At 71.6% G+C, this 21347-nt stretch carries 20 protein-coding genes and 1 tRNA gene; 8 read left to right on the plus strand and 13 right to left on the minus strand.

What is annotated here, in order from left to right:
• Nucleotides 1-43: 43 nt before the first annotated feature.
• The 3 genes from O7597_RS16660 to O7597_RS16670 all read left to right on the plus strand — a co-directional run bounded on the left by O7597_RS16660 (nucleotide 44) and on the right by O7597_RS16670 (nucleotide 3499).
• The gene (locus O7597_RS16660) at nucleotides 44-1396 is read left to right on the plus strand and encodes a DUF58 domain-containing protein (RefSeq protein WP_281583264.1); all 1353 of its coding nucleotides are present in this window, start codon (nucleotides 44-46) and stop codon (nucleotides 1394-1396) included.
• A gap of 58 nt (nucleotides 1397-1454) precedes the next feature.
• On the plus strand, nucleotides 1455-2018 hold the full coding sequence (locus O7597_RS16665; RefSeq protein WP_269742642.1) for a hypothetical protein: 564 nt from the start codon (nucleotides 1455-1457) through the stop codon (nucleotides 2016-2018).
• A 155-nt stretch (nucleotides 2019-2173) separates the two neighbouring features.
• Nucleotides 2174-3499: an NAD(P)/FAD-dependent oxidoreductase gene (locus O7597_RS16670; RefSeq protein ID WP_281580092.1), complete on the plus strand. Its 1326-nt coding sequence runs from the start codon at nucleotides 2174-2176 to the stop codon at nucleotides 3497-3499.
• A 34-nt stretch (nucleotides 3500-3533) separates the two neighbouring features.
• Here the strand turns inward: O7597_RS16670 and O7597_RS16675 are convergent, their stop codons facing one another.
• Nucleotides 3534-5369 carry a hypothetical protein gene (locus O7597_RS16675; RefSeq protein ID WP_281580093.1) on the minus strand — a complete coding sequence of 612 codons (1836 nt, stop codon included), beginning with the start codon at nucleotides 5367-5369 and terminating at the stop codon, nucleotides 3534-3536.
• A 101-nt stretch (nucleotides 5370-5470) separates the two neighbouring features.
• Here O7597_RS16675 and O7597_RS16680 point away from each other — a divergent pair.
• From O7597_RS16680 to O7597_RS16690, 3 genes are all read left to right on the plus strand, one after another.
• A tRNA-Leu gene (locus tag O7597_RS16680) sits at nucleotides 5471-5551 on the plus strand.
• Between the two features lie 144 nt (nucleotides 5552-5695).
• Entirely contained in the window at nucleotides 5696-6529 is an 834-nt protein-coding gene (locus O7597_RS16685; RefSeq protein WP_093406384.1) for a Bax inhibitor-1/YccA family protein, read from the plus strand.
• Nucleotides 6530-6765: 236 nt separating this feature from the next.
• The gene (locus tag O7597_RS16690) at nucleotides 6766-7059 is read left to right on the plus strand and encodes a hypothetical protein (protein ID WP_281580094.1); all 294 of its coding nucleotides are present in this window, start codon (nucleotides 6766-6768) and stop codon (nucleotides 7057-7059) included.
• Nucleotides 7060-7130: 71 nt separating this feature from the next.
• Here the strand turns inward: O7597_RS16690 and O7597_RS16695 are convergent, their stop codons facing one another.
• The 3 genes from O7597_RS16695 to O7597_RS16705 all read right to left on the minus strand — a co-directional run bounded on the left by O7597_RS16695 (nucleotide 7131) and on the right by O7597_RS16705 (nucleotide 10387).
• On the minus strand, nucleotides 7131-8390 hold the full coding sequence (locus O7597_RS16695; RefSeq protein ID WP_281580095.1) for an acetyl-CoA C-acetyltransferase: 1260 nt from the start codon (nucleotides 8388-8390) through the stop codon (nucleotides 7131-7133).
• Nucleotides 8391-8478: 88 nt separating this feature from the next.
• Nucleotides 8479-9282 (minus strand): SGNH/GDSL hydrolase family protein, encoded by an 804-nt coding sequence (locus tag O7597_RS16700; RefSeq protein WP_281580096.1) that lies wholly within the window; start codon nucleotides 9280-9282, stop codon nucleotides 8479-8481.
• Nucleotides 9283-9334: 52 nt separating this feature from the next.
• A complete protein-coding gene (locus O7597_RS16705; protein ID WP_281580097.1) occupies nucleotides 9335-10387 on the minus strand; it encodes an SGNH/GDSL hydrolase family protein in 1053 nt (350 codons plus the stop codon).
• A gap of 139 nt (nucleotides 10388-10526) precedes the next feature.
• On the opposite strand from O7597_RS16705, the gene O7597_RS16710 reads away from it, so the two are divergent.
• Nucleotides 10527-10883, plus strand: coding sequence for a YkvA family protein (locus tag O7597_RS16710; protein ID WP_269739790.1), 357 nt, complete (start codon nucleotides 10527-10529; stop codon nucleotides 10881-10883).
• 82 nt (nucleotides 10884-10965) lie between these two features.
• On the plus strand, nucleotides 10966-12336 hold the full coding sequence (locus O7597_RS16715; protein ID WP_269739789.1) for a cystathionine beta-synthase: 1371 nt from the start codon (nucleotides 10966-10968) through the stop codon (nucleotides 12334-12336).
• Between the two features lie 103 nt (nucleotides 12337-12439).
• Here the strand turns inward: O7597_RS16715 and O7597_RS16720 are convergent, their stop codons facing one another.
• From O7597_RS16720 to O7597_RS16760, 9 genes are all read right to left on the minus strand, one after another.
• Nucleotides 12440-12949, minus strand: coding sequence for a GNAT family N-acetyltransferase (locus O7597_RS16720; protein WP_281580098.1), 510 nt, complete (start codon nucleotides 12947-12949; stop codon nucleotides 12440-12442).
• A complete protein-coding gene (locus O7597_RS16725; RefSeq protein ID WP_269739787.1) occupies nucleotides 12946-13875 on the minus strand; it encodes a ribonuclease Z in 930 nt (309 codons plus the stop codon). Before O7597_RS16725 ends, O7597_RS16720 begins: the two co-directional genes overlap by 4 nt.
• A gap of 316 nt (nucleotides 13876-14191) precedes the next feature.
• The gene (locus O7597_RS16730; RefSeq protein WP_269739786.1) at nucleotides 14192-15385 is read right to left on the minus strand and encodes an osmoprotectant NAGGN system M42 family peptidase; all 1194 of its coding nucleotides are present in this window, start codon (nucleotides 15383-15385) and stop codon (nucleotides 14192-14194) included.
• Entirely contained in the window at nucleotides 15382-17277 is a 1896-nt protein-coding gene (gene ngg / locus O7597_RS16735; protein WP_281580099.1) for an N-acetylglutaminylglutamine synthetase, read from the minus strand. Before ngg ends, O7597_RS16730 begins: the two co-directional genes overlap by 4 nt.
• A gap of 2 nt (nucleotides 17278-17279) precedes the next feature.
• Entirely contained in the window at nucleotides 17280-19064 is a 1785-nt protein-coding gene (locus O7597_RS16740) for an N-acetylglutaminylglutamine amidotransferase (RefSeq protein ID WP_281580100.1), read from the minus strand.
• A gap of 416 nt (nucleotides 19065-19480) precedes the next feature.
• Nucleotides 19481-19771: a type II toxin-antitoxin system RelE/ParE family toxin gene (locus tag O7597_RS16745; protein WP_269739783.1), complete on the minus strand. Its 291-nt coding sequence runs from the start codon at nucleotides 19769-19771 to the stop codon at nucleotides 19481-19483.
• Nucleotides 19768-20052 carry a type II toxin-antitoxin system Phd/YefM family antitoxin gene (locus O7597_RS16750; protein ID WP_281580101.1) on the minus strand — a complete coding sequence of 95 codons (285 nt, stop codon included), beginning with the start codon at nucleotides 20050-20052 and terminating at the stop codon, nucleotides 19768-19770. The genes O7597_RS16745 and O7597_RS16750 overlap by 4 nt, the downstream gene beginning before the upstream one ends.
• Nucleotides 20053-20148: 96 nt before the next feature.
• Nucleotides 20149-20808: a peptide-methionine (S)-S-oxide reductase MsrA gene (msrA, locus tag O7597_RS16755; protein WP_281580102.1), complete on the minus strand. Its 660-nt coding sequence runs from the start codon at nucleotides 20806-20808 to the stop codon at nucleotides 20149-20151.
• Between the two features lie 74 nt (nucleotides 20809-20882).
• The gene (locus tag O7597_RS16760; RefSeq protein WP_281580103.1) at nucleotides 20883-21299 is read right to left on the minus strand and encodes an HIT family protein; all 417 of its coding nucleotides are present in this window, start codon (nucleotides 21297-21299) and stop codon (nucleotides 20883-20885) included.
• Nucleotides 21300-21347 lie beyond the last annotated feature (48 nt).

Consider the following 21347-nt stretch of genomic DNA (forward strand, 5'->3'; position numbering starts at 1 on the left):
CGGCGTGAGCGAGCGGAGCGAACAGTCGGCACCGACCAACTGGATGCCCACCTGGGCGTTCGGCCGGGCGGTGCTGCTCACCGGCCTGCTCCTGATCGCCGCGGTGGTGCTGGGACGGGTGGATCTGATCGTGCTGGCCGTCCCGTTCGCCCTCGGCACCGCGTACGCGTTGCGGCGCCGACCCGTCGACCTGCCCCGGGTGTGGCTCAGCGCCGACGAGGACCCCCTGGTGGAAGGCGGTGCCATGACCGGGACGGTCACCGTCGGCAACCCGGGTACGGTCTCCTACGACGTGGCGGTGCTGCGTACCCGCGTCTCACCGTGGCTGCGGGTCGAGCGGGCGGGTCTCGCCGGCAGCGCGGTCGTCGGCACCGGTCGGCCCGCCGGTGCCGGTCGGCCGACCGTCGCGGACCGTCCATTCGTCACGTCGGTAGCCCCGGACACCGCCGTCGACCTGGAACTGGCCGGTACCGCGCTGCGGTGGGGTCGGCATCCGCTGGGCCCGGCGGGCGCCCGGGTCGCCGCCGCGCAGGGCCTGCTGGTCTCGCGCGCGGTGCTCGTCGAACCGGTCAGGTCCAAGGTGTACCCGAAGACCGAGCCGTTCGAAGCGGTCGAGGTGATGCCCCGGGCCGCCGGCCTGGTCGGGGCGCATCACTCGCGTCGTCCCGGCGAGGGGGGCGAACTCGCCGGGGTGCGGGTCTTCGCCCCCGGTGACCGGCTGCGCCGCATCGACTGGCGGGTGTCGCTGCGGGCCCGGCAACTGCACGTGGCGGCCACCCTGTCCGACCGGGACGCCGAGGTGGTCGTACTGCTCGACGTGCTGGCCGAGGCGGGTCGCTCCGGCGGGGTCACCGGCACCGCGTCGGTGCTGGACACCACGGTCCGGGCGGCCGCCGCGATCGCCGAGCACTACCTGCACCGGGGTGACCGGGTGGCACTGCTGGAGTACGGCCCGAGTGCCCGGCGGCTGCGTCCGGCCACCGGACGACGGCAGTACCTGACCGTGCTGGAGTGGCTGTTGGACGTCAAGGCCCAGTCCTCCCCGCACGAGCCGTACGACCATGTGTTCGGTCCCCAACTGCTCTCCGCGGACGCGCTGGTGGTGGTGCTCACCCCGTTGCTGGAGGAGCGGTCGGCGCAGATGCTCGCCCGGTTGGCCCGTTCGGGACGGTTCGTGGTGGCCGTCGACACGCTTCCGGCGGACCTGTCACCGCCCCAGGACCGGGGCTGGGTCGAGGTGGCGTACCGGCTGTGGCGACTGGACCGGGACACGATGATCGCGCAGTTGCGTGAGCACGGGGTGCCGGTGGTGCCGTGGGCCGGCACCGGCAGTCTCGACCAGGTGCTGCGTGACGTGGCGAGGCTGGCCACCGCCCCTCGGGTGGGTGGCCGGTGAGCGCGAGGAACGCAGCGCAGCGGAGTCCCGCAGTCGCGAGCGAGAGGTCAGCCCGGTGATGGGGTCGGTCATCGGGCGGGTCCGGGCGGTGCGGACGGCCGCGGCGCGGATCTCCCTCACTCCCGTACTGGTCCGGGTGGGGATCTTCCTCAGCACGCTCGTGGGGTTGCTGCTCGCGTACCCCGCCGAGGTCGTGGTCGGGCGGGCACTGGGCCCGTTGGTGGCGGTCGCGGTGCTGCCGGCGGTGGCGCCGCGCCGGCTCTGGCCGACCTTCGCCGCGTTGGTCACGGTCGGCGGGTGGCTGCTCGCCACCGACGGGTACGACCGGCCGATCGCGTTGTGGCGACTGATGGCGGTGGCCGTGGCGCTCTACCTGACCCACACGCTCTGCGCGCTGGTGGCGGTGCTGCCGTATGACGCCGTGGTGGATCCGGACGTGATAGTGCGTTGGCTCACCCGGGCCGCGGGAGTGTTGCTCGCCACGTCGGTGCTCGGCGTGCTGCTGCTCGAACTCGCCGGTGTCCGGGCCGCCGAAGGCGGCTGGCAGGCGGTGACGGTGGCCGGTCTGCTGCTTGCCGTCGGGGTGACGGCGTTGCTGGCCGGGCTGCTGCGACGCAGGTGAACCAGGGGCCGTCGGGGCTCGGGTGACCGGGGGTGTTGCTGCGTCGGCGGTGGCGACGGTGGCCGCCGTTACCGGCGTCACAGCCGCCTTGTGCTCGGTCACAGAACGGGGCCGCACCCGGGATTACCGCTGTCGGTGGGGGAAAGATGGTAGGCGTGAATCCGAAGCGGATCCTTGTGGTGGGCGCCGGGCACGTCGGTCTCTACGCGGCGCTGCGCCTGTCGAAGAAGCTGAGTTCCCGGGAGGCTGAGGTCGTCGTCGTCGACCCCCAGCCGCACATGACGTACCAGCCGTTCCTGCCCGAGGCTTCGGCGGGGAACATCTCCCCACGGCACTCCGTGGTGCCGCTGCGTCGGGAGTTGCGCCGGTGCAAGGTGGTGGCCGGCGCGGTCACCCGGATCGACCACGCGAGTAAGACCGCAACGGTGCAGCCGATCATCGGCCCGCCCCGCGAGATCACCTACGACCACGTGGTGGTCGCCCCCGGCTCGGTCTCCCGGACCCTGCCGATCCCCGGCCTGCACGAGCACGGCATCGGCTTCAAGACCATCGGTGAGGCCATCTTCCTGCGCAACCACGTGCTCGAACAGCTGGACGTGGCCGCCGCCACGACCGACCCCGAGGTACGCCGCCGGGCGCTGACCTTTGTCTTCGTCGGTGGCGGGTACGCCGGCATCGAGGCGTTGGCCGAGATGGAGGACATGGCCCGGCACGCGCTGAAGTACTACCCGGAGCTGAACACGTCGGACATGCGCTGGGTACTGGTCGAGGCCACCCAGCGGGTGCTGCCGGAGGTCGACCGGGACATGGGCGCCTACACGGTACAGCAGTTGCTGAAGCGGGACATGGACATCCGGCTCGACACCCGGCTGGAGTCCTGCGTCGACGGGGTGGTCAAGCTCTCCGACGGGGACAGCTTCAGCGCGGACACCATCGTCTGGACCGCCGGGGTGAAGCCGTCACCGATGCTGGACGCGACCGACTTCCCCCGCGAGGAGCGACGCCGGGTGACCTGCCTGCCGACGCTCCAGGTGGTCGACGGTGACCGGGTGGTCGAGGGCGCCTGGAGCGCCGGTGACTGTGCCGCCGTACCGGATCTGACCAAGCCGCCGGGCAACTACTGCTCGCCGAGCGCCCAGCACGCGGTACGCCAGGCCCAGCGGATGGCCGACAACATCGTGGCCGTGCTCCGGGGCCGCGAGCCGGTCCCCTACAAGCACAAGCACGCCGGCAGCGTGGCGAGCCTCGGCCTGCACAAGGGGGTCGCCCAGGTCTACGGGATCAAGATGACCGGCTGGCCGGCGTGGTTCATGCACCGGACGTACCACATGAGCCGGATCCCCTCCCTCAACCGGAAGGTCCGGGTGGTGGTCGACTGGACGCTGGCGTTCGTGCTCAAGCGTGAGGTGGTGGCCCTCGGCCAGTTGCACGACCCGCGCGAGGAGTTCGCCGAGGCGTCCCAGCCACCGGCAAAGGTGTGAGTCCCGCGTGGGGCGCCATCGGCGCCCCACGCGCTCAGACCCGCCAATACCAGGCGTCGCTGAGTCGGGTCGACGGGCCGTAGAGCGCCTCCAACGTCAGTCGCAGGCTGTCGGAGTGCGCGGTGTCGGCGGCCAGCACCACGCACGAGGCACCCCAGTGTTCGACGTCCGCCGCCGCACGGCGGCGCTGCTCGTCGCCGACGACCGGCCGGAGGCCGCTGCGGGCCACCTCGGCCAGCAGAGCGGAGGTGGGGCGCGGGGCGACGCCCATCGCGGCGCTGCCACCCCGGCCGTGCGGGCCGATGAAGAATCCCTGCGGCATGCTGAACGCGGCGTCGGCGGCGGTCGCCCACCGCATCGGCCAGGGTTGCTTGGGCGTGGCCAGTGGCACCGGTACCAGGACGCCGCCCGGCTCGACACACGTTCGCCAGTGGCCGGCGGTGATGAACTCGGGCACCGGCGGTCGGTGCGCGGTGGGCAGCGGTGCCGGGACCAGCGGTAGCACCGCCACGGCGACCGTGACCAGCGTCAGCCGGCGGGTGCGGCCCGTGCCGCGTAGTGCCCGGTCGACCGCCAGCACCAGCAGCGTCGCGACCAGCGGCGGTACGGCCAGGGCGAACCGCATCGGCAGCGCGCCGTCGACCACCGGCAGGCCGCCGAGCAGCGCGTACGGCCCGGGCAGACCGGTGCCTTCGCCGTCGAAGACCACCTCGGGACCGAGCGACAGCGCACCCATCACGAGAATGCCGGTGGCGCAGGCCAGCACCAGCGGACGGCGGCCCAGCCAGACAACGCAGCCGACGGTGACCACCAGCAGCGGCCAGCCCAGGAAGGTGTTGTACTCGGCCGGGCCGGTGCTCAGCCGGGCGGCACGCTCGTCCCCGACCAGGGACAGCGGCGAGATCGCCCACCAACTGCGCAGGTCGGCGGAGAAGTAGTGCGGGCTGAACATGCCCTCGGCGACGCCGAGCGGACCGGCGAACTGGAGCCACAGCGGCCGGGCGAGCACCAGCAGGGCCGCACCGGTGGCGAGGGCCATCGCACCGGTGAAGGCGGGCAGCGCCCGGCGGGCCAGGTCACGGTCCGCGACGATCATCGTCGTCGCCATCACCAGCAGGGTGAGCGCGGCGAGGAACAGCACCTCCTCGCCGATGAACACCTGGACGGAGACGACGGCGGCCAACCCGAGCGCGGAGGTGGTCAGCCGGCGTCGGTCGGGCCCGCCCGCCGCTCCAGCGGCGGGCTCGGCGGCCCGCAGCAGGCGTACGACCAGCCAGACGATGACCGGGAGCAGCCACTGCGCCGTCATGTGCAGGTGGCTGTTGCTCTGGGACACCATGCCCGGGGCGAGGCCGCACAGGGCACCGCCCAGCGTCGCGGCGGCCCGGCGGGCCCGCAGCGTACGGCTGAACAGGAGGTACCAGGCGGTCGCGGTGCCGGCGAGGTTGAGCGTCACCAGCAGGGCGAAGGTGACCGGAGCGCCGAACAGCAGGGTGACCGGGGCGAACAGCACACCCAGGGCGATGACCGACGTGTTGGCCATCAGGTTGACCCCGTAGGGCGCGTTGAGCCGGTCGGTGGACAGGCCGAAGTCGCCCAGCAGAGCCCGCGCGTCGACGGCCAGGAACCACTCGTAGAGCACCTGGTCCTCGGGGTTGAGCGCGAGCACCAGACCGGTCGGGTCGGCCCAAAGCCGGTGGGTGAGCGCGCCGGCCAGCGCCGCGAAGAACAGCCCGATCAGCAGGTCGATCCGATGCCGGGCGAACGTCCGGCCCCACCGGGTGAGCGGCAGCCGGCGTACCCGGGCAAGAGGGTGATCCGCCTGCGTGGCCACGTCGTCGGTGGGGGCGATGGGTGCGCGGCTGCTCACGGCCTCGACCCTAGTGGCGGTGCTCGACGGGGGACGCCGCAGTGGCGACGAACCCGCTACCGTGGCACTGCACCGTTCGCGCTGGCGCCCCGGTGTCACCCGCCCGGGTGGTGGAACGGCAGACACGGCCGCCTTAAAAGCGGCTGCCGCAAGGCGTGCGGGTTCGACCCCCGCCCCGGGCACCCGCCGTCCGCAGGCCCGATGCGAGCGACCCAACCGGGCACTCTCAGCGTTCGCTCAGCCTTCCGATCACCACTGGGCTGTGCGGGGCGTTTACTCTTGTAGCGCGCGTTGACGTGCCACGACCCCCTTAGGGAGGCCAGACAGTGAAGACTTCGAACCCGGTGCTCGCCCGGCTCGGTCAGGCGGCCGAGCGGGAGCGGGCCGCCGGGTACGCCCCGTCCGGGCCGTACGGACAGCCCGGCTACCCCCAGCAGGTTCCGCCGCAGGCCGGCTACCCGGGCGCGCCCGGCTTTCCGTCAGCCCCGCCGGCGGTCACCCCCATGTCGATCGACGACGTGGTGGTCAAGACGGTCACCCTCCTGGCCATCGTCGGCGTCGCCGCCGCGGCGGCGTGGGCGCTGGTGCCCGACGCGCTGCTCGGCGTCGCCTGGATCGGCGCGGCCATCGTCGGCCTGGTGCTCGGCCTGATCATCTCGTTCTCCCGGATGGCGAACCCGGCGCTCGTCGTCGCGTACGCCGTCGTCGAGGGTGTCCTCGTCGGCGCGGTGAGCAAGTTCTTCGAATCGCTGTACGACGGCATCGTGCTCCAGGCGGTGACCGCGACCTTCGGCGTCTTCTTCGTGATGGCCATGCTCTACAAGGCGCGGGTCATCCGGGCGACGCCGAAGTTCGTCAAGGGCATGATCGCGGTGATGGCGGGCCTGTTCGCCGTCATGCTGATCAACCTGGTGCTGGCGCTCTTCGGCGTCAACACCGGTCTGCGGGACGGCAGCCCGCTGGCCATCGGGTTCAGCATCGTCTGCATCGTGGTCGCCTCGCTGAGCTTCGTGCTCAGCTTCAAGGAGGTCGAGGACGGCGTCCGGATGGGCCTGCCGCAGCGCTACTCGTGGGTTGCCGCGTTCGGCATCCTGGTCAGCCTGATCTGGCTCTACATCGAGATGCTGCGTCTGCTGAGCTACTTCCAGGGCGACGACTGACCTCGCCGCCCGACGACCGACCGGCGCCCGCCCCACCCCGGGGCGGGCGCCGTCGTCTCCCCGCCCCCGCTCCCCGCTGCGCCGATCATGCAGTCGTGGCACCGAACAGGTCGGGCTTAAGCGGAGGAATCAACTACCACAACCCCATGATCGGCGGTCGGTTGGGGGTCGTGCGTAGAGTGCGGGGGGTGGCGGGTGTTGGTGGGAGTGAGTCAGGGGCGGAGGTTGTGCGGGGGGTGGAGCTGTTGGTGCGGCAGGTCAGCCACTGGCAGCAGCCACGGTGGTCGGCCGCGGCGTCGGTCGGCAACGTGTCCCGGGCGGATCTGGTGCACCGGCTGGTACAGGAGATCGCCAACCTCGCCGCGGACGCGGAAGGGCAGCCACGCCGGGACGTGCCCCGACTCGACAACGACCTCGCCCTGCCCGACCAGCTCCGGGTGGTCGCCGCCGACCTGCTCACGGCGTACCCGGGCGAGGAGGCCCTGGCCCGGGCCGCGACCGAGGTGACCGCGACCCGCACCGCGCTCTAGACCGGGCGTCCCGAGCCGCCCGTGCCGCACTGTCGCGACCGCCGTCGCTGACGTCGGCCGTCGTCGCGATGTCAGCTCAGGCGCTCGACGACCATCGCCATGCCCTGCCCGCCGCCGACGCACATGGTCTCCAGGCCGATGGTCTTGTCGTGCCACTGCAGGGCGTTGAGCAGCGTGCCGGTGATCCGGGCACCGGTCATTCCGAACGGGTGACCGACGGCGATCGCCCCGCCCATCACGTTCAGCTTCTCCTCCGGGATGCCGAGCTGGCGGTACGACGGGATCACCTGGGCGGCGAACGCCTCGTTGATCTCGACCAGGTCGACGTCGTCGATGGTCATCCCGGCGCGTTCGAGTGCCTGTCGGCTCGCCTCCACCGGGCCGAGGCCCATGATCTCCGGCGACAACGCGGTGACACCCGTGGAGACGATCCGCGCCAGCGGGGTCACGCCCAGTTCCTCGGCCCGCTGGGCGCTCATCACGACCACGGCGGCGGCCCCGTCATTGAGCGGGCAGCAGTTGCCGGCGGTGATCCGGCCGTCCGGACGGAAGACCGGCTTCAGCTCGGCGACCGCCTCCAGGGTGACCCCGGCGCGGGGGCCGTCGTCGGTGCTGACCACCGTGCCGTCGGGCGTGGTGACCGGGGTGATCTCCCGGGCCCAGAACCCGTCGGCGATCGCCTTCTCGGCCAGGTTCTGGCTGCGTACGCCGAAGGCGTCCATCTCCGCGCGGGTCACGTCGTGGACCTGGGCGAGGTTCTCGGCGGTCTGCCCCATGGCCAGGTACACGTCGGGCAGGGCGTCCTTCTCGCGCGGGTCGGTCCAGACCGGCGCGCTGGCCTCGGCCCGGGCCTTGGACCGCTCACGTGCCGCCGCGAAGCGGGGGTTCTCCCAGCCGCCGAGCAGGGCCTGGGCCTCGGGCGGCAGGCCGTCGGAGCTGCCGCGCGCGTACCGGGAGACCATCTCGACCCCGGCGGAGACGAAGACGTCGCCCTCACCGGCCCGGATCGCGTGCATGGCCATCCGCGTCGTCTGCAACGAGGAGGCGCAGTAGCGGGTCAGGGTCGCGCCGGGCAGACCGTCGAGACCCATCAGCACGGCCACCACGCGAGCCATGTTGAAGCCCTGTTCCCCACCGGGCAGGCCGCACCCGAGGTAGAGGTCGTCTATCTGTCGCGGGTCGAGCTGCGGCACCTTGTCCAGGGCCGCCTGCACGATGGTGGCGGCCAGATCGTCCGGGCGGAGATCCCGTAGGGACCCCTTGTGGGCCCGGCCGATGGGGGAGCGGGCGGTGGCGACGATGACGGCGTCGCGGGACGACTCAATCGGCATACGGTCACGTTAACTCGCCGGTAACTTGCGGCGGAAGTTTTCCGGGTGCCGGGAAATGTCACCCCGCGCACCCGGACGAGCGGGCGGCTCAGTGGCGTGGGGTGACGGCCGCTGCGGCGACCACCGCGGGCAGCAGGGCGTGCGCCCAGACCCGGTAGCCGTCGGCGGAGGGGTGGTAGCCGTCGTGGCAGAAGGTGCCGGCGTCGGCCCGGAACACCGGACCCGTCTCGGTGGCCAGATCGACGACCGTCCCCCCGGCGTCGAGCACCGCACCGGTCTGTGCCCGGGCGACGCGGCGCCCCAGCCAGCCGACGACCTGCCGCAGGGGCGACGCGATCGCGCGTACCGCGCCGAGATCCGGGCAGGTGCCGACCACGACCTCCACTCCGGCGTGCCGCAGCCGGTGCACCGCCGCGCCGAGGTAGGCGGCGGCCTCGGCCGGCCGGCGCATGCCGGTGACGTCGTTGGCGCCGACCAGGATGACCGCCACGTCCGGCCGTTCACCGAGCAGTGCCCGGGCCACCTGGGTGGCGAGGTCGGTGGAGCGGGACCTGGAGACACCGACGCTGGACAGGTGAACCTGCCGCCCGCCCGGCCCCTCGGCGAGCAGCTCCGCCAACTGCCCGCCGATGGTGTCGCCGAGCCGGTCCACGCCGACGCCGAGGGCGGCGGAGTCGCCCAGCAGCACCAGACGTAGCGGTGGGGCGCCGGACCGACCGACGGTGGCCCGCAGTGCCAGGCCGAGTTCCGGCTGGGCGTAGCGTCGGTTGCGTGCCACCACGGCCTCGCCGGCGAGCACCGCGGCTCCGCCGAGCGCCCCAGCGAGCAGGGAGAACGCGGCGGTGCGGGCGACGCGGGCGGCGACCCGGTCGCCGGGAGGAAGACCGGTCATGATGCCCGCCTCGGGCCGGCGCCGGAGCCGAACCGGCCCCTGATCCGCTCGGTCATGAGAATCCTTCCACTGCGGGTGAGTCGACGGTGGGGGCGCCCTGCGGCGTCGGACCGACACCGAAGAATGCCCGCCGGCGCAGCTGCGCCCAACGGCCGGCCGGGCCGCTCTCGCTGCCGCGGACCTGCGTACCGCTGACCTCCGTCCCCGGATGCCGAGCCGCCTCCTGCGCGGCCTTCGGCAACGACCGTACGCCTTCGAGACGCGTTGGCGTAGGCCTGCGTTCGCCGCCGTGCCCCAGCGCGGAGAGCACCGTCGGCAACAGGGCGGCGGCAGCCGCCGCGTACCCCTCGGCGGAGGGGTGGAACCGGTCCCAGGCGAACATCCGCCCGGGCTCGGCGGTGAACCGGGGACCGAGCAGGTCGCCGAGCGAGACCGTCCAGCCACCGGCCGAGACCACCGCGACCGTCTGCGCCGCGGCGAGTTGCCGGCTCCACCGGCGGGCCAACCAGCGCAGCGGCGGCTGGATGGGTCGGATCGCGCCCAGGTCGGGGCAGGTCCCGACGACCACCTCGGCGCCGCCCGCGCGCAGCGCCCGGACCCCTTCGACGAGGTAGCGCACGGCCAGGGCCGGCGGCGTGCGGTTGGTGACGTCGTTGCCGCCGATCAGGATGACCGCGACGTCGGGGTCGCACTCCAGGGCCGCCTCGACCTGGAATTTCAAGCCGGCCGAGATGGCGCCCACCACCGCGAACCGGTGCAACCGGACGGGCCGCCGGAGTCGCCGGGACAGGCCGGTGGCCAACAACGCGCCCGGCGTCTCACGGCGTCGGTGCACCCCGTAACCGGCGGCCGACGAGTCACCGAGAACGACCATGGTGATCGGTGGCCCGGGAAATTTCGGGCCGTAGATGCCGTCGCAGCGTGGCGGCGGCGCCTCGGCCATCGGGATGGTGCGTCGGGCCTGCCGGGCCTGACCGAGGAGCACACCTGTGGTCGCCGCCGCGGCGGCCACCGTGGCGCCCGTGCCGATGGCCGCGAGCCGGGCCACCCGCAGGGTGCGCCGCCAGCGCGGACGATCCGGTACGACGGAACCAGCGACCCCCATACCGTGACATTAGCGCGCCCGTCTGACGCCCTGCTGTCATCGTTGCGGCGCTACGGTGCCTGGAAATCGACCGTCCTGGGTACTTGGATGGACGGTGTTGCGGCGGGGCGTCACGCTGCACGTGGAGAGGAGCACGACGATGGCGAAGACGTTGAAGCGAGGTGCCGCGTTCGTGGCGCTGGCGCGGGCGATGACCGCCGGTGCCCGGGGCGGGCCTTCGCTCGGCGCCCGGATCGGGGCGCTGCCCAGGATGATCGCGGCCACCGCCCGTGGCCAGTACGACGGCGGGTTGCGGCTGGCCATGATGACCGCCGCCACGGCGTACATCGTCTCGCCGATCGACGCGGTCCCGGAAATGTTCCTCACCGTGTTCGGGCTCATCGACGACGCGGTGATGGTCACCTGGCTGGCCGGTTCGGTGCTCGCCGAGACCGAGCGGTTCCTGGAGTGGGAGGCACGTCGCAGCACCGTGGTCCCGGGCCACGTGGTGCGCTGACCGACGTACCCTGGGCGGGAATTCCACCTGGTTCACCCGCCCGGCCTGGCGTGCCGGTGCCGGAGCGAAAGGGCACAACGAGGTGCAGTACTACGACAACGTCGTCGAAATGATCGGCAACACGCCGCTGGTGCGGCTACGCAACGTCGCCGAGGGCATCCGGGCGACGGTGCTGGCGAAGGTGGAGTACCTCAACCCCGGCGGGTCGGTGAAGGACCGGATCGCGCTGCGCATGGTGGAGGACGCCGAGGCGGCGGGGATTCTCCGTCCGGGCGGCACCATCGTCGAGCCGACCAGCGGCAACACCGGCGTCGGGCTGGCCCTGGTGGCCCAGCTCCGGGGGTACCGCTGCGTGTTCGTCTGCCCGGACAAGGTCAGCCAGGACAAGCAGGACGTGCTGCGGGCGTACGGTGCCGAGGTGGTGGTCTGCCCGACGGCCGTCGCGCCGGAGGACCCCCGCTCGTACTACAACGTCTCCGACCGGCTGGCCCGGGAGATCCCCGGCGCGTGGAAGCCAAACCAGTACGCCAACCCGGCGAACCCGCGCTCGCACTACGAGACGACCGGCCCGGAGCTGTGGAAGCAGACCGAGGGACGGATCACCCACTTCGTGGCCGGGGTGGGCACCGGGGGCACCATCTCCGGTATCGGGCGCTACCTGAAGGAGGCCTCCAACGGCGCCGTCAAGATCATCGGTGCCGACCCGGAGGGCTCGGTCTACTCCGGCGGCACCGGTCGGCCGTACCTGGTCGAGGGGGTTGGCGAGGACTTCTGGCCGGAGACGTACGACCGGAGCGTGGCCGACCAGATCATCGAGGTCTCGGACAAGCAGTCCTTCGAGATGACCCGGCGGCTGGCCCGCGAGGAGGGCCTGCTCGTCGGTGGCTCCTGCGGCATGGCGGCGGTCGCGGCGTTGGAGGTGGCGCGCACCGCCGGCCCGGACGACGTGGTCGTGGTGCTGCTGCCGGACGGCGGCCGGGGCTATCTCTCCAAGATCTTCAACGACGCCTGGATGGCGCGTTACGGCTTCCTCGACGCCTCCGGTTCGGAGCCCACCGTCTCCCAGGCCCTGGCCGGCAAGCCGGGTGGCCTGCCCGAACTGGTCCACGTGCACCCCACCGAGACGGTTCGCGACGCCATCGACTACATGCGCGAGTACGGCGTCTCGCAGTTGCCGGTGCTCAAGGCCGAGCCGCCGGTGGTGACCGGCGAGGTGGCCGGCTCGATCGCCGAGAAGGACCTGCTCGACGCGCTCTTCACCGGTCAGGCGCACCTGCACGACACCATCGAGCGGCACATGGGCCCGCCGCTGCCGATGATCGGCGGCGGCCAGCCGGTGAGCGAGGCGGTGAACCTGCTGGAGAAGTCCGACGCCGCGCTGGTCCTGATCGACGGCAAACCCAAGGGCGTCCTCACCCGCCAGGACCTCCTAGCCCACCTAGGCGCCCGCTGAACCCACCCCCCCACCCCCCCACCCAGTGTTGATCATGAGGTTAGCGGCAGTTGTCGATCTCCACGATGCCGCTAACCTCATGATCAACGGGGTGATTGGGGGGTTAGAGGGGGCGGGTGTAGCGGAGTTGGGGGGTGAGGGCTTGGCCGATCATCTCGTCGCGCCGTTGGCCGGTGGGGCGCCAGCCGCCGCGCTCGTAGAAGTGGCGGGCGGGGGTGTTGTCGCGTAGTACCCAGAGGACCGCGCGGCGCCAGCCGCGGGCCCGCATGTTGGTCAGGGCGTCGACCATCAGCGCCCGGCCGACGCCGCGACCGCGCTCGGTCGGCTCCAGGTGGATGGCGTTGAGCAGGCCGGTCGCCGGGTCGCCCGCGTCGTCGGGGCCGAAGTAGCTGAAGCCGGCCAGCACACCGTCCCGTTCGGCCACGGTCATCAGATGGTCCGCCCGCTCCCAGGTCCATCGGTGCACCCAGTACTCACCCATCGCCTCCGGTGTCGGGTCGGCGAGCGCCTCCGTCGGCAGGAACGAGGAGTACGCGGCGACCCGGGAACGTTGGTGCAGGGCGCCCACCGGCAGGAGATCGGCCGACTCCGCCGGACGCAGCGTGACGCTCACCCAGCCGAGAGTACCCGCCGGGGTGGCACCTGAACCGTGGCCAGATCCTCGGCGATGACCAGGTCTCCGTCGAAGTGCCGGCGGGCCTCGTCGGCGAAGCGGGCCGGATCGGCGTACCGCTGGGAGAAGTGGGTGAGCACGAGTCGGCGTACCCCCGACTCGGCCGCCACCCGCGCCGCCTGGCCGGCGGTGAGGTGCCCGACCTCGGCGGCGAGCGCGGCCTCCGACTCCAGGAACGTCGACTCGATGACCAGCAGGTCGGCGTGCTCGGCGAGGGCGTACACGCCGTCGCAGAGCCCGGTGTCCATCACGAAGGCGAACCGTTGCCCCGGTCGTGGCGTGCTCACCTCGTCCCGGGTGACGCGACGCCCGTCGAGGTCGAGGTGGCCGGTGCGGTGCAGCTCACCGACCGCCGGCCCGGCGATGCCGTACGCGGCCAGTCGCTCCGGCAGCATCCGGCAGCCGTCCGGCTCCACCAGTCGATAACCGTACGTCTCGACGGGGTGCCGCAGCCGACGCGCCTCCAGCGTCCCGCAGCGCAGCGCGATCCGTTGCCCGTCCACCTCGATCGGCGCCACGGCCAGTTCGGCGGTCTCGTGGAAGGAACTGGCGTGTCGCAGCCGGGCGAAGTAGTCGGCACCGCCGGCCGGGAAGTGCACCGCAACCGGGTGCGGCACCCGGTCCAGGGACAGGCGTTGGATGGTGCCGGGCAGGCCGAGGCAGTGGTCGCCGTGGAAGTGGGTGACGCAGATCCGGGTCAGGTCGGTGGCGGTGACGCCGGTGTGCAGCAGTTGCCGCTGGCTGCCCTCGCCGGGATCGAAGAGGATCACCTCGTCGTCCCAGCGCAGCACGTACCCGTTGTGGTTGCGGGTCCGGGTGGGCGCCTGGCTCGCCGTGCCGAGCACCACCAGCTCGCGCATGGACACGGCCGCCTCCGGTGGAATGAAGCGACCCCCGGGGCTTCCGCGCTGACGCGCGGGCCGACTGGACTGGGCCGGCACCCCGGGGGTCGGGTGGCTGTCGTGGTTTCGCCGCACCGCTGCCACACGGTCTCGACGACTCTTACCGTGCCCGTCCCGAGGGACGAGCTGTCACTGTCGAGGACAGCGGCTAGCGGACAGCCACCTCACGAGTCCGATTGCTATACAAGTCTGGACCACCTCCTTTCCCGTGTACCGCCACGCTATCCAGCCGGCGGCCCACCGGCAACGGATTTCGATCACACCGCCGTCGCCGCTCCGGTCAGGAGGTCTGGGCGATGCCGATCGGACCCTCGCGGGGGCCCTCCGCGTTGGCCGGCTGCACCGCCAGCGACGGGAAGTCCGCCAGATCGCCCTCCGGCTCGGCGTCCCATTCGGGGAACACCAGGTCGCTCTGGAGGTAGAGGCAGATCAACTGGGCCAGGTGGCGCAGCCCTTCCAGGTGGGTGCGCTCGTGACCGTGGGTGGCGTCGACGCCGAAGCCGAGCAGTGCCACCCGGGCGTGCGCCCCGGCCTCCACGGCCGCCGCCACGTCCGAGCGGTAGTAGTCGAAGACGTCCCGGACGAGATCCACGTCGTGTTCCCGGGCGATCGCCGCCAGGTTACGGGTGAGGTGGTAGTCGAACGGCCCGACGCCGTCGCCCATCGCCAGGGTGGCGGAGTGCTCCCGGGACTGCTGACCGGGGGCGACCACCGCCGCGTCCACCGAGACGATCTCGGCCACGTCGGGGTCGAGGCCGTGCGACGCGCCGTGGCCGATCTCCTCGGTCACGGTGACCAGCAGATGCGCGGTCACGGCCGGCTTGATCCCGGCCTCGACCATCGCCTTCAGGGCGGCGAGCACCGCGGCAACGCCGGCCTTGTCGTCCAGGTGACGGGACTTGACGTACCCGCTGGGGGTGACCGTCGGGTTCGGCAGGAACGCCACGAAGTCGCCCGCGTCGATGCCGAGCGCCCGCAGCCCGGCGAGGTCCTCCACCGGCTCGTCGACACGTACCTCCACCTGCTCCCAGCCGAAGCCCTGCAGGTCGACACCCTCGTTGTAGCGGTGACCACTGGCCTTGAGCGGCAGCACCTGACCGGTGACCACCCGGTCCAGGTCGTCGGTGAAGATCCGTACGTGGGCGCCCTCGGCGAACCGGGCGCTGTGCGTACCGATCGGCTTCAGCTCCAGCCGGCCGTTCTCCTTCAGCCGCTTGACCATCCCGCCGATGGTGTCGGTGTGCACCACGATGGCCCGGTCCGCGCCGGTCTCGCGGGGACCGGGCAGGCAGGCGCTCAGCGCGCCCCGGCGGGTCAGCGTCGACGGGATGCCGAGCGCGGACAGGCGTTCACCCACGTACTGCTGCACGTGGTCGGTGCGCCCCGAGGGGCTCGGTATGTCGAGCAGCTCGACCAGCACCTGACGGAGATAGTCCAGGTCGATGGGGAGCGGAGTGGTCTTGCGTACGGTCATGCCCCAGATGGTGCCGCACCCGCCGGGGTCCACAGCTTCTGCGGTGCCCGAGTCCCGGGAAAGAGCAGATCCACGAAGCGTTCGGCGGTGGGCTGCGGCTCGTGGTTGGCCAGCCCGGGCCGCTCGTTGGCCTCGATGAAGACGTGCTCGGGTTGGTCCGGTGCCGGCACCAGCAGGTCGAGCCCGGTGACCGGGATGTCGATGGCCCGGCTGGCGGCGACGCACGCCTCGGCGATCAGCGGGTGCAGCTCGCCGGTCACGTCGTGGATGGTGCCACCGGTGTGCAGGTTCGCGGTGCGCCGCACGGCGAGCACCTGCCCCTCCGGCAGCACGTCGTGCAGCTGGTAGCCGGCCTCGGTGACCACGTCCCGGGTCATGTCGTCGAGCGGGATGCGGGACTCGCCACCCGTGGCGGCGGCCCGACGGCGACTCTGCCGCTCGATCAGCTCGGCGATGTCGTGCACGCCGTCACCGGTGATCGAGGCGGGCCGGCGTACGGCGGCGGCCACCACCTCGTGATCGATCATGACGACCCGCAGGTCCTCACCGGAGCACAGCTCCTCCAGCAGCACCTCCGGGCAGAACCGGGCGGCCAGCTCGACGGCGGCGGCCAGCGCCTCGGGGGTGCGTACCCCGACGGTGATGCCGTTGCCCTGCTCGCCCCGGGCCGGCTTGACCACCACCTGGCCCACCTCGGCCAGGAACTCCGCGTCGGCGGCGGCGTCGCCGGTGGCGGTGCGCCCACGCGGTACCGACAGACCAGCCTCGGTCAGGATGCGACGGGTGACCCGCTTGTCGTCGCAGCGGCTCATCGCCACCGCCGAGGTCAGCTCGGACAGCGACTCCCGGGTGAGGATGGTCCGGCCGCCGCTGGTCAGCCGCAGCTCGCCCCACTCCGGGTCGGTCACCTCCACCCGGATGCCCCGCCGCATCGCCTCGTCGGCGACGATCCGGGCGTACGGGTTGAGTCTGTCGTATCCGACCGGCATGGCCGGCAGGAACAACCGTTCGTTGATCGGGTTCTTCCGCTTCACGCAGAGCGTGGCGGTGCGGTAGAAACCGAGCCGCTCGTAGAGCCGGATCGCCCCGGCGTTCTCGGCGAGCACGGACAGGTCGACGTACGCGCGACCCCGGGCGACCAGCCGGCTGGCCAGCTCGGTGATCAGTGCCTGTCCGGTGCCGGGCGGAGCCTGGTTGAAGTCGACGGTCAGGCACCACAGGCTCGCGCCGTTGTCCGGGTCGTCGAAGACCGCCACGTGGTCGATGCCGGTGATGGTGCCGACGATCTCGCCGGTGACCGCCTCGGCCACCAGGTGCAGGAACCGGTCGGTCGCGGCGTTGTCGACAAGGACGTCGACCGGGGCGGTGACCATGCCGTTGGCCGCGTAGATCCGGTTGACCGCGTCCGCGTCGGCGGCGTCGCGCAACCTGCGGATGCGTACCCCGGGTAGTTCGTTGCGGCCGTCGAGCGGTGCCGGCGTCTCGGCGGTGCCGGCCTCCTCGGTCGTTCCGGCACCGGGACGGGGCCCGCGACGGTCCCCGCCGAGCGGCAACCGGAAGGTCAGCGACGGGTCGATGAACAGCTCGTCGGGCAGCCGGGAGACCAGCACGTGCGGATCCCGCAGGTAGATGCAGATGTCCCGGGCTCCGGCCGCCTCGGAGCGCAGCACGTCGGCGACCGCGGACTGGTCGGCGAACGTCTGGCCGAAGACCAGCCGTCCCCAACCGCAGTCGACGATCACGTCCGCACCGGTGCCCGGGCGTTCGTCGGTGGTCGGGTCGGCGCCGCCAGTGGCGATCGGATCACCGCCCGGCCCGACCCGCTCGTACCGTCTGCCCGCGCCGCGGCCCCGGTCGGTCCGGGCTACGCCGGTGGCCAGGGTGTCGGTCACGCTCAGTCGATTCCGTGGCTCTGGAGCCACATTTCCAGGAGTCCGAGTTGCCACAGCTTGTTTCCGTTCAACGGGGTCAGTTCGGCGTTGGGCGCGTCGAGCAGGGCGTTGACGTAATCGGTGCGGAACAGGTCGCGGCGGCGGGCCTCCGGAGCGGACAGCGCGTCGCGTACCCGGTCGAGGAGCTTGCCCTCCAGGTGCGTCAGGCCCGGCACCGGGAAGTAACCCTTGGGCCGGTCGATGACCTCGTGCGGCAGCACACGACGGCCGATCTCCTTCAGCACACCCTTACCGCCCTGCGCCAGCTTCAACTCCGGGGGGCAGGCGGCGGCCAGTTCCACGAACTCGTGATCCAGGAACGGCACCCGGGCCTCCAGCCCGTGCGCCATGGTCATGTTGTCGACCCGCTTGACCGGGTCGTCGGTGAGCATGATCTGCGTGTCGATGCGCAGGCCGGCGTCGACCGCGGTCTGCGCTCCCGGCCGCGCCAGGTGGGCGGCGACGAACTCCCGCGCCGGATCGCCGTCGGTGAGCCAGCCGGGGTTGAGCACCCGGGCCAGGCCGGCGCCGTCGCGGTCGAAGAAGGCCCGGGCGTACGTGTCGAGGGCCTGCTCCCGGCCGACCTGCGCCAGCGGTGGGTACCAGTGGTAGCCGCCCAGGATCTCGTCGGCGCCCTGACCCGACTGCACCACCTTGACGTGCCGCGACACCTCCTGGCTGAGCAGGTAGAAGGCGACGCAGTCGTGGCTGACCATGGGTTCACTCATGGCCGCGACGGCCGCCTCCAGCGGCGGAACCAGATCCTGGGCGGCGACCCGGATCTGGTGGTGGTCGGTGTCGAAGGTCTTGGCGACCACGTCGGAGTAGCGGAACTCGTCACCCTCCCGGCCACCGACGGCGTCGAAGCCGATGGAGAAGGTCGACAGCCCGCGCTGCCCCTCCCCGGCCAACAGGGCGACCACCAGGCTGGAGTCCAGCCCACCGGAGAGCAGCACGCCGACCGGCACGTCGGCGACCATCCGCCGACGTACGGCGGTGATGAGTGACTCGTGCAGCGCGTCCTGCCACTCCCGCTCGGACCATCCGGAGTGCTCGTCGCGGCGGAGGAACGGTGGATCCCAGTAGACGCGCTCGTGGCTGCGGCCGTCGGCCTCGTAGACCCGCACGGTGGCCGGTGGCAGCTTGGTGACCCCGCGCAGGATGGTGCGCGGCGGCGGCACGATGCTGTGGAAGCTGAGGTAGTGGGCCAGCGCGACCGGGTCGATGCCGGTGTCCACCCCGCCGCCGGCCAGCAGCGCCGGCAGGGTGCTGGCGAAGCGCACCACACCTGCGGACTCGGCGAGGTAGAGCGGCTTGATGCCGAGCCGGTCGCGGGCCAGCACCAGACGGCCGGTGTCCCGTTCGCTGATCGCCACGGCGAACATGCCGATCAGGTGGTCGACGAAGTCCAGCCCCCACTCGGCGTACGCCTTGACGACGACCTCACTGTCTCCGCTGGAGAAGAAGTGGTGGCCCTTGGCCTGCAGCTCGGCACGCAGCTCGCGGTAGTTGTAGATGCAGCCGTTGAACACGCCGGTGAGGCCGGCGGCGGAGTCGACGATCGGCTGGCCGCTGGCCGCCGACAGGTCGATGATCTTCAGACGGCGGTGGCCGAGGGCGACCGGCCCCTGTGACCACACCCCGCTGCCGTCCGGCCCCCGATCGCACATGGTGGCGGCCATCCGTTCCACCGCTGCGACGTCGGCACGCGTCGCGTCCCGTCGGAACTCCCCAGCCAGTCCGCACATGTGTGCCCATGCTGCCAGAGGATGTTGCGATTAGCCTGTTGAGACCATGACGGTCGTGTAACAGCATTGCTAGAATCCGCGCCCCGCGATCAAGCAGGTGTCACGGTCGACCGGGCGCTGTGCTGTTCCTACCCGTCTGGTGCCCGTTGCGGCCTTTGAGGAGTGGCTCCCGGTGTGACGAATGCCGCAATACGTGCAGCGTGGATGTGGTCACAGACCGGTGGTCGGCGGCGCGCACGGCGACCGGCCCACCGAATCGGCGGGCCGGTCGTCATGGCGTGCGTCGTGCGTGGTCGCTCAGCCGGCGGTACGCGCCACCCCGACCGGGCAACTCAGCCCGTTCGGGCCGTGGTTGCAGTAGCCGTTCGGGTTCTTGAACCCTGGCGAGCGGTGATGTGCTGATTCGCGCCGTTGAATCAACGCGATCGGTAGGCGTCGGCGCGATGTTCTATTGCCGTCACGGTCACGACGCCGTCGTCTTCGTCGATCTCGTATAGGACTCGATACGTGCCCCGTCTGGCCGACCAGGTTCCCTCGAACGGTGGCAGAAGCAGTCGTTTGCCGACGCGATGGGGGTTGTCGAGGAGGGCGGTGGTAATGAACTCGTGGACGGCTGCGGCGATCTTTTCTGGCAGCCGCCCAGCCAAGGCGCGTGCGGCCGGGCCGGCGACCTGAAGTCGGTAGCGGTCGGGGACTGGGCCAGTCACCGTGCCTGCTTCGACCGCTTCGCCATCAACGCCGCGAGTTCGTCGGCGTCGAGAACGTCACCGGCTTCGACGGCTGCCTTGGATTCGGCAAGTTGCCGCATGGCTTCAGTGCTGGACAGGACCTCCAGCGTCTCTTCCAAGGCTGCGAGATCGTCGGCGGAGATGAGCACCGCGGCGGTGTGGCCGTGTTTGGTGATCTCTATCCGCTCATGGGTCGAGGTCACCTCGTCGATGAGTTCCGAGAGGCGGTTGCGAGCGTCGGTGAACGGCACGACAGTCATGCTCGAAGTATAGGCAGTTGCTGGCGTGAAGTCTGTACAAATTTTGAGGCTTTGGTGCCGCAGGCTACCGGGCCATCGGCCCGGTAGCCTGCGGCGCTACGCGGTCTTGGCCACGCCAACCGGACAAGTCAGGCCGTTCGGGCCGTGGTTGCAGTAGCCGTTGGGGTTCTTCGTCGGGGCGAGGTACTGCTGGTGGTAGTCCTCGGCCAGGTAGTAGTCACCGAGCCGGGCGATCTCCGTGGTGATCTCGCCCTTGCCGGCGCGGGCGACGATCGGCGCGAACGCCTCCCGCGACGCCTCGGCGGTCGCGAGCTGCTCGTCCGTGCTGGCGTAGATCGCGGACCGGTACTGGGTGCCCACGTCGTTGCCCTGGCGCATGCCCTGGGTCGGGTCGTGGTTCTCCCAGAAGACCTTCAGCAGATCCTCGTAGCTGATCTTCGTGGGGTCGTACACCACCTCGACCGCCTCGGTGTGCCCGGTCATCCCGGAGCAGACCTCCTCGTAGCTCGGGTTGGGGGTGTAACCACCCGCGTAACCCACGGAGGTGGTGAAGACGCCGGGCAGGGTCCAGAACAGGCGCTCGGCTCCCCAGAAACACCCCATCCCGAACACGGCGACCTGATAGCCCTCGGGGAACGGGCCCTTCAGCGGGGTTCCGAGCACCTCGTGCCGGTCGGCCACCGGCATCGCGATGGGACGGCCGGGCAGGGCCCGGTCGGGTGAGATCATCTCGGCCTTCATGCGGCGGAGGAACACGGTGGAACTCCTTTCGTACCCTTCCCCGCGTGCAACACCGGCGGACGCCGCTTCCTTACCCGCGTCGCGCTCCGTCAGGCCGCCAGCGCCGTCCGGACCCGGGCCGCGTAGGAGGAGGCCTCGGCGTCGTCGGCGTAGCGGGTACGCGGCCAGAAGAAGCCACGCAGCCCGTCGCCCTTCGTCCTGGGCACCACATGGGTGTGCAGGTGTGGCACCGACTGGGACACCCGGTTGTTCATCGCGACGAACGTGCCGCCCGCGCCGAGACCGGACTCGACCGCCACGGCGATCCGCCGCACCAACCCGAAGTAGCCGGGCAGCGACTCCAGCGGCAGGTCGGCGAGGGTGACCAGATGGGTGCGCGGCACCACCAGCACATGTCCCTTGAACACCGGCCGGGTGTCCAGGAACGCGACCCCGTCCGGCTCGTCGGTCACCCGGAACGCCGGAACCTCACCGGCCACGATCCCGCAGAACACGCAACCCGCCATCCCGCCAGATTAAGCCGGTGCGGGTGCCGCCGCCCCGCCGCCACCCGC

It is taken from the genome of Verrucosispora sp. WMMC514 (assembly GCF_027497295.1).
GTDB classification, from domain to species: domain Bacteria; phylum Actinomycetota; class Actinomycetes; order Mycobacteriales; family Micromonosporaceae; genus Micromonospora; species Micromonospora palythoicola.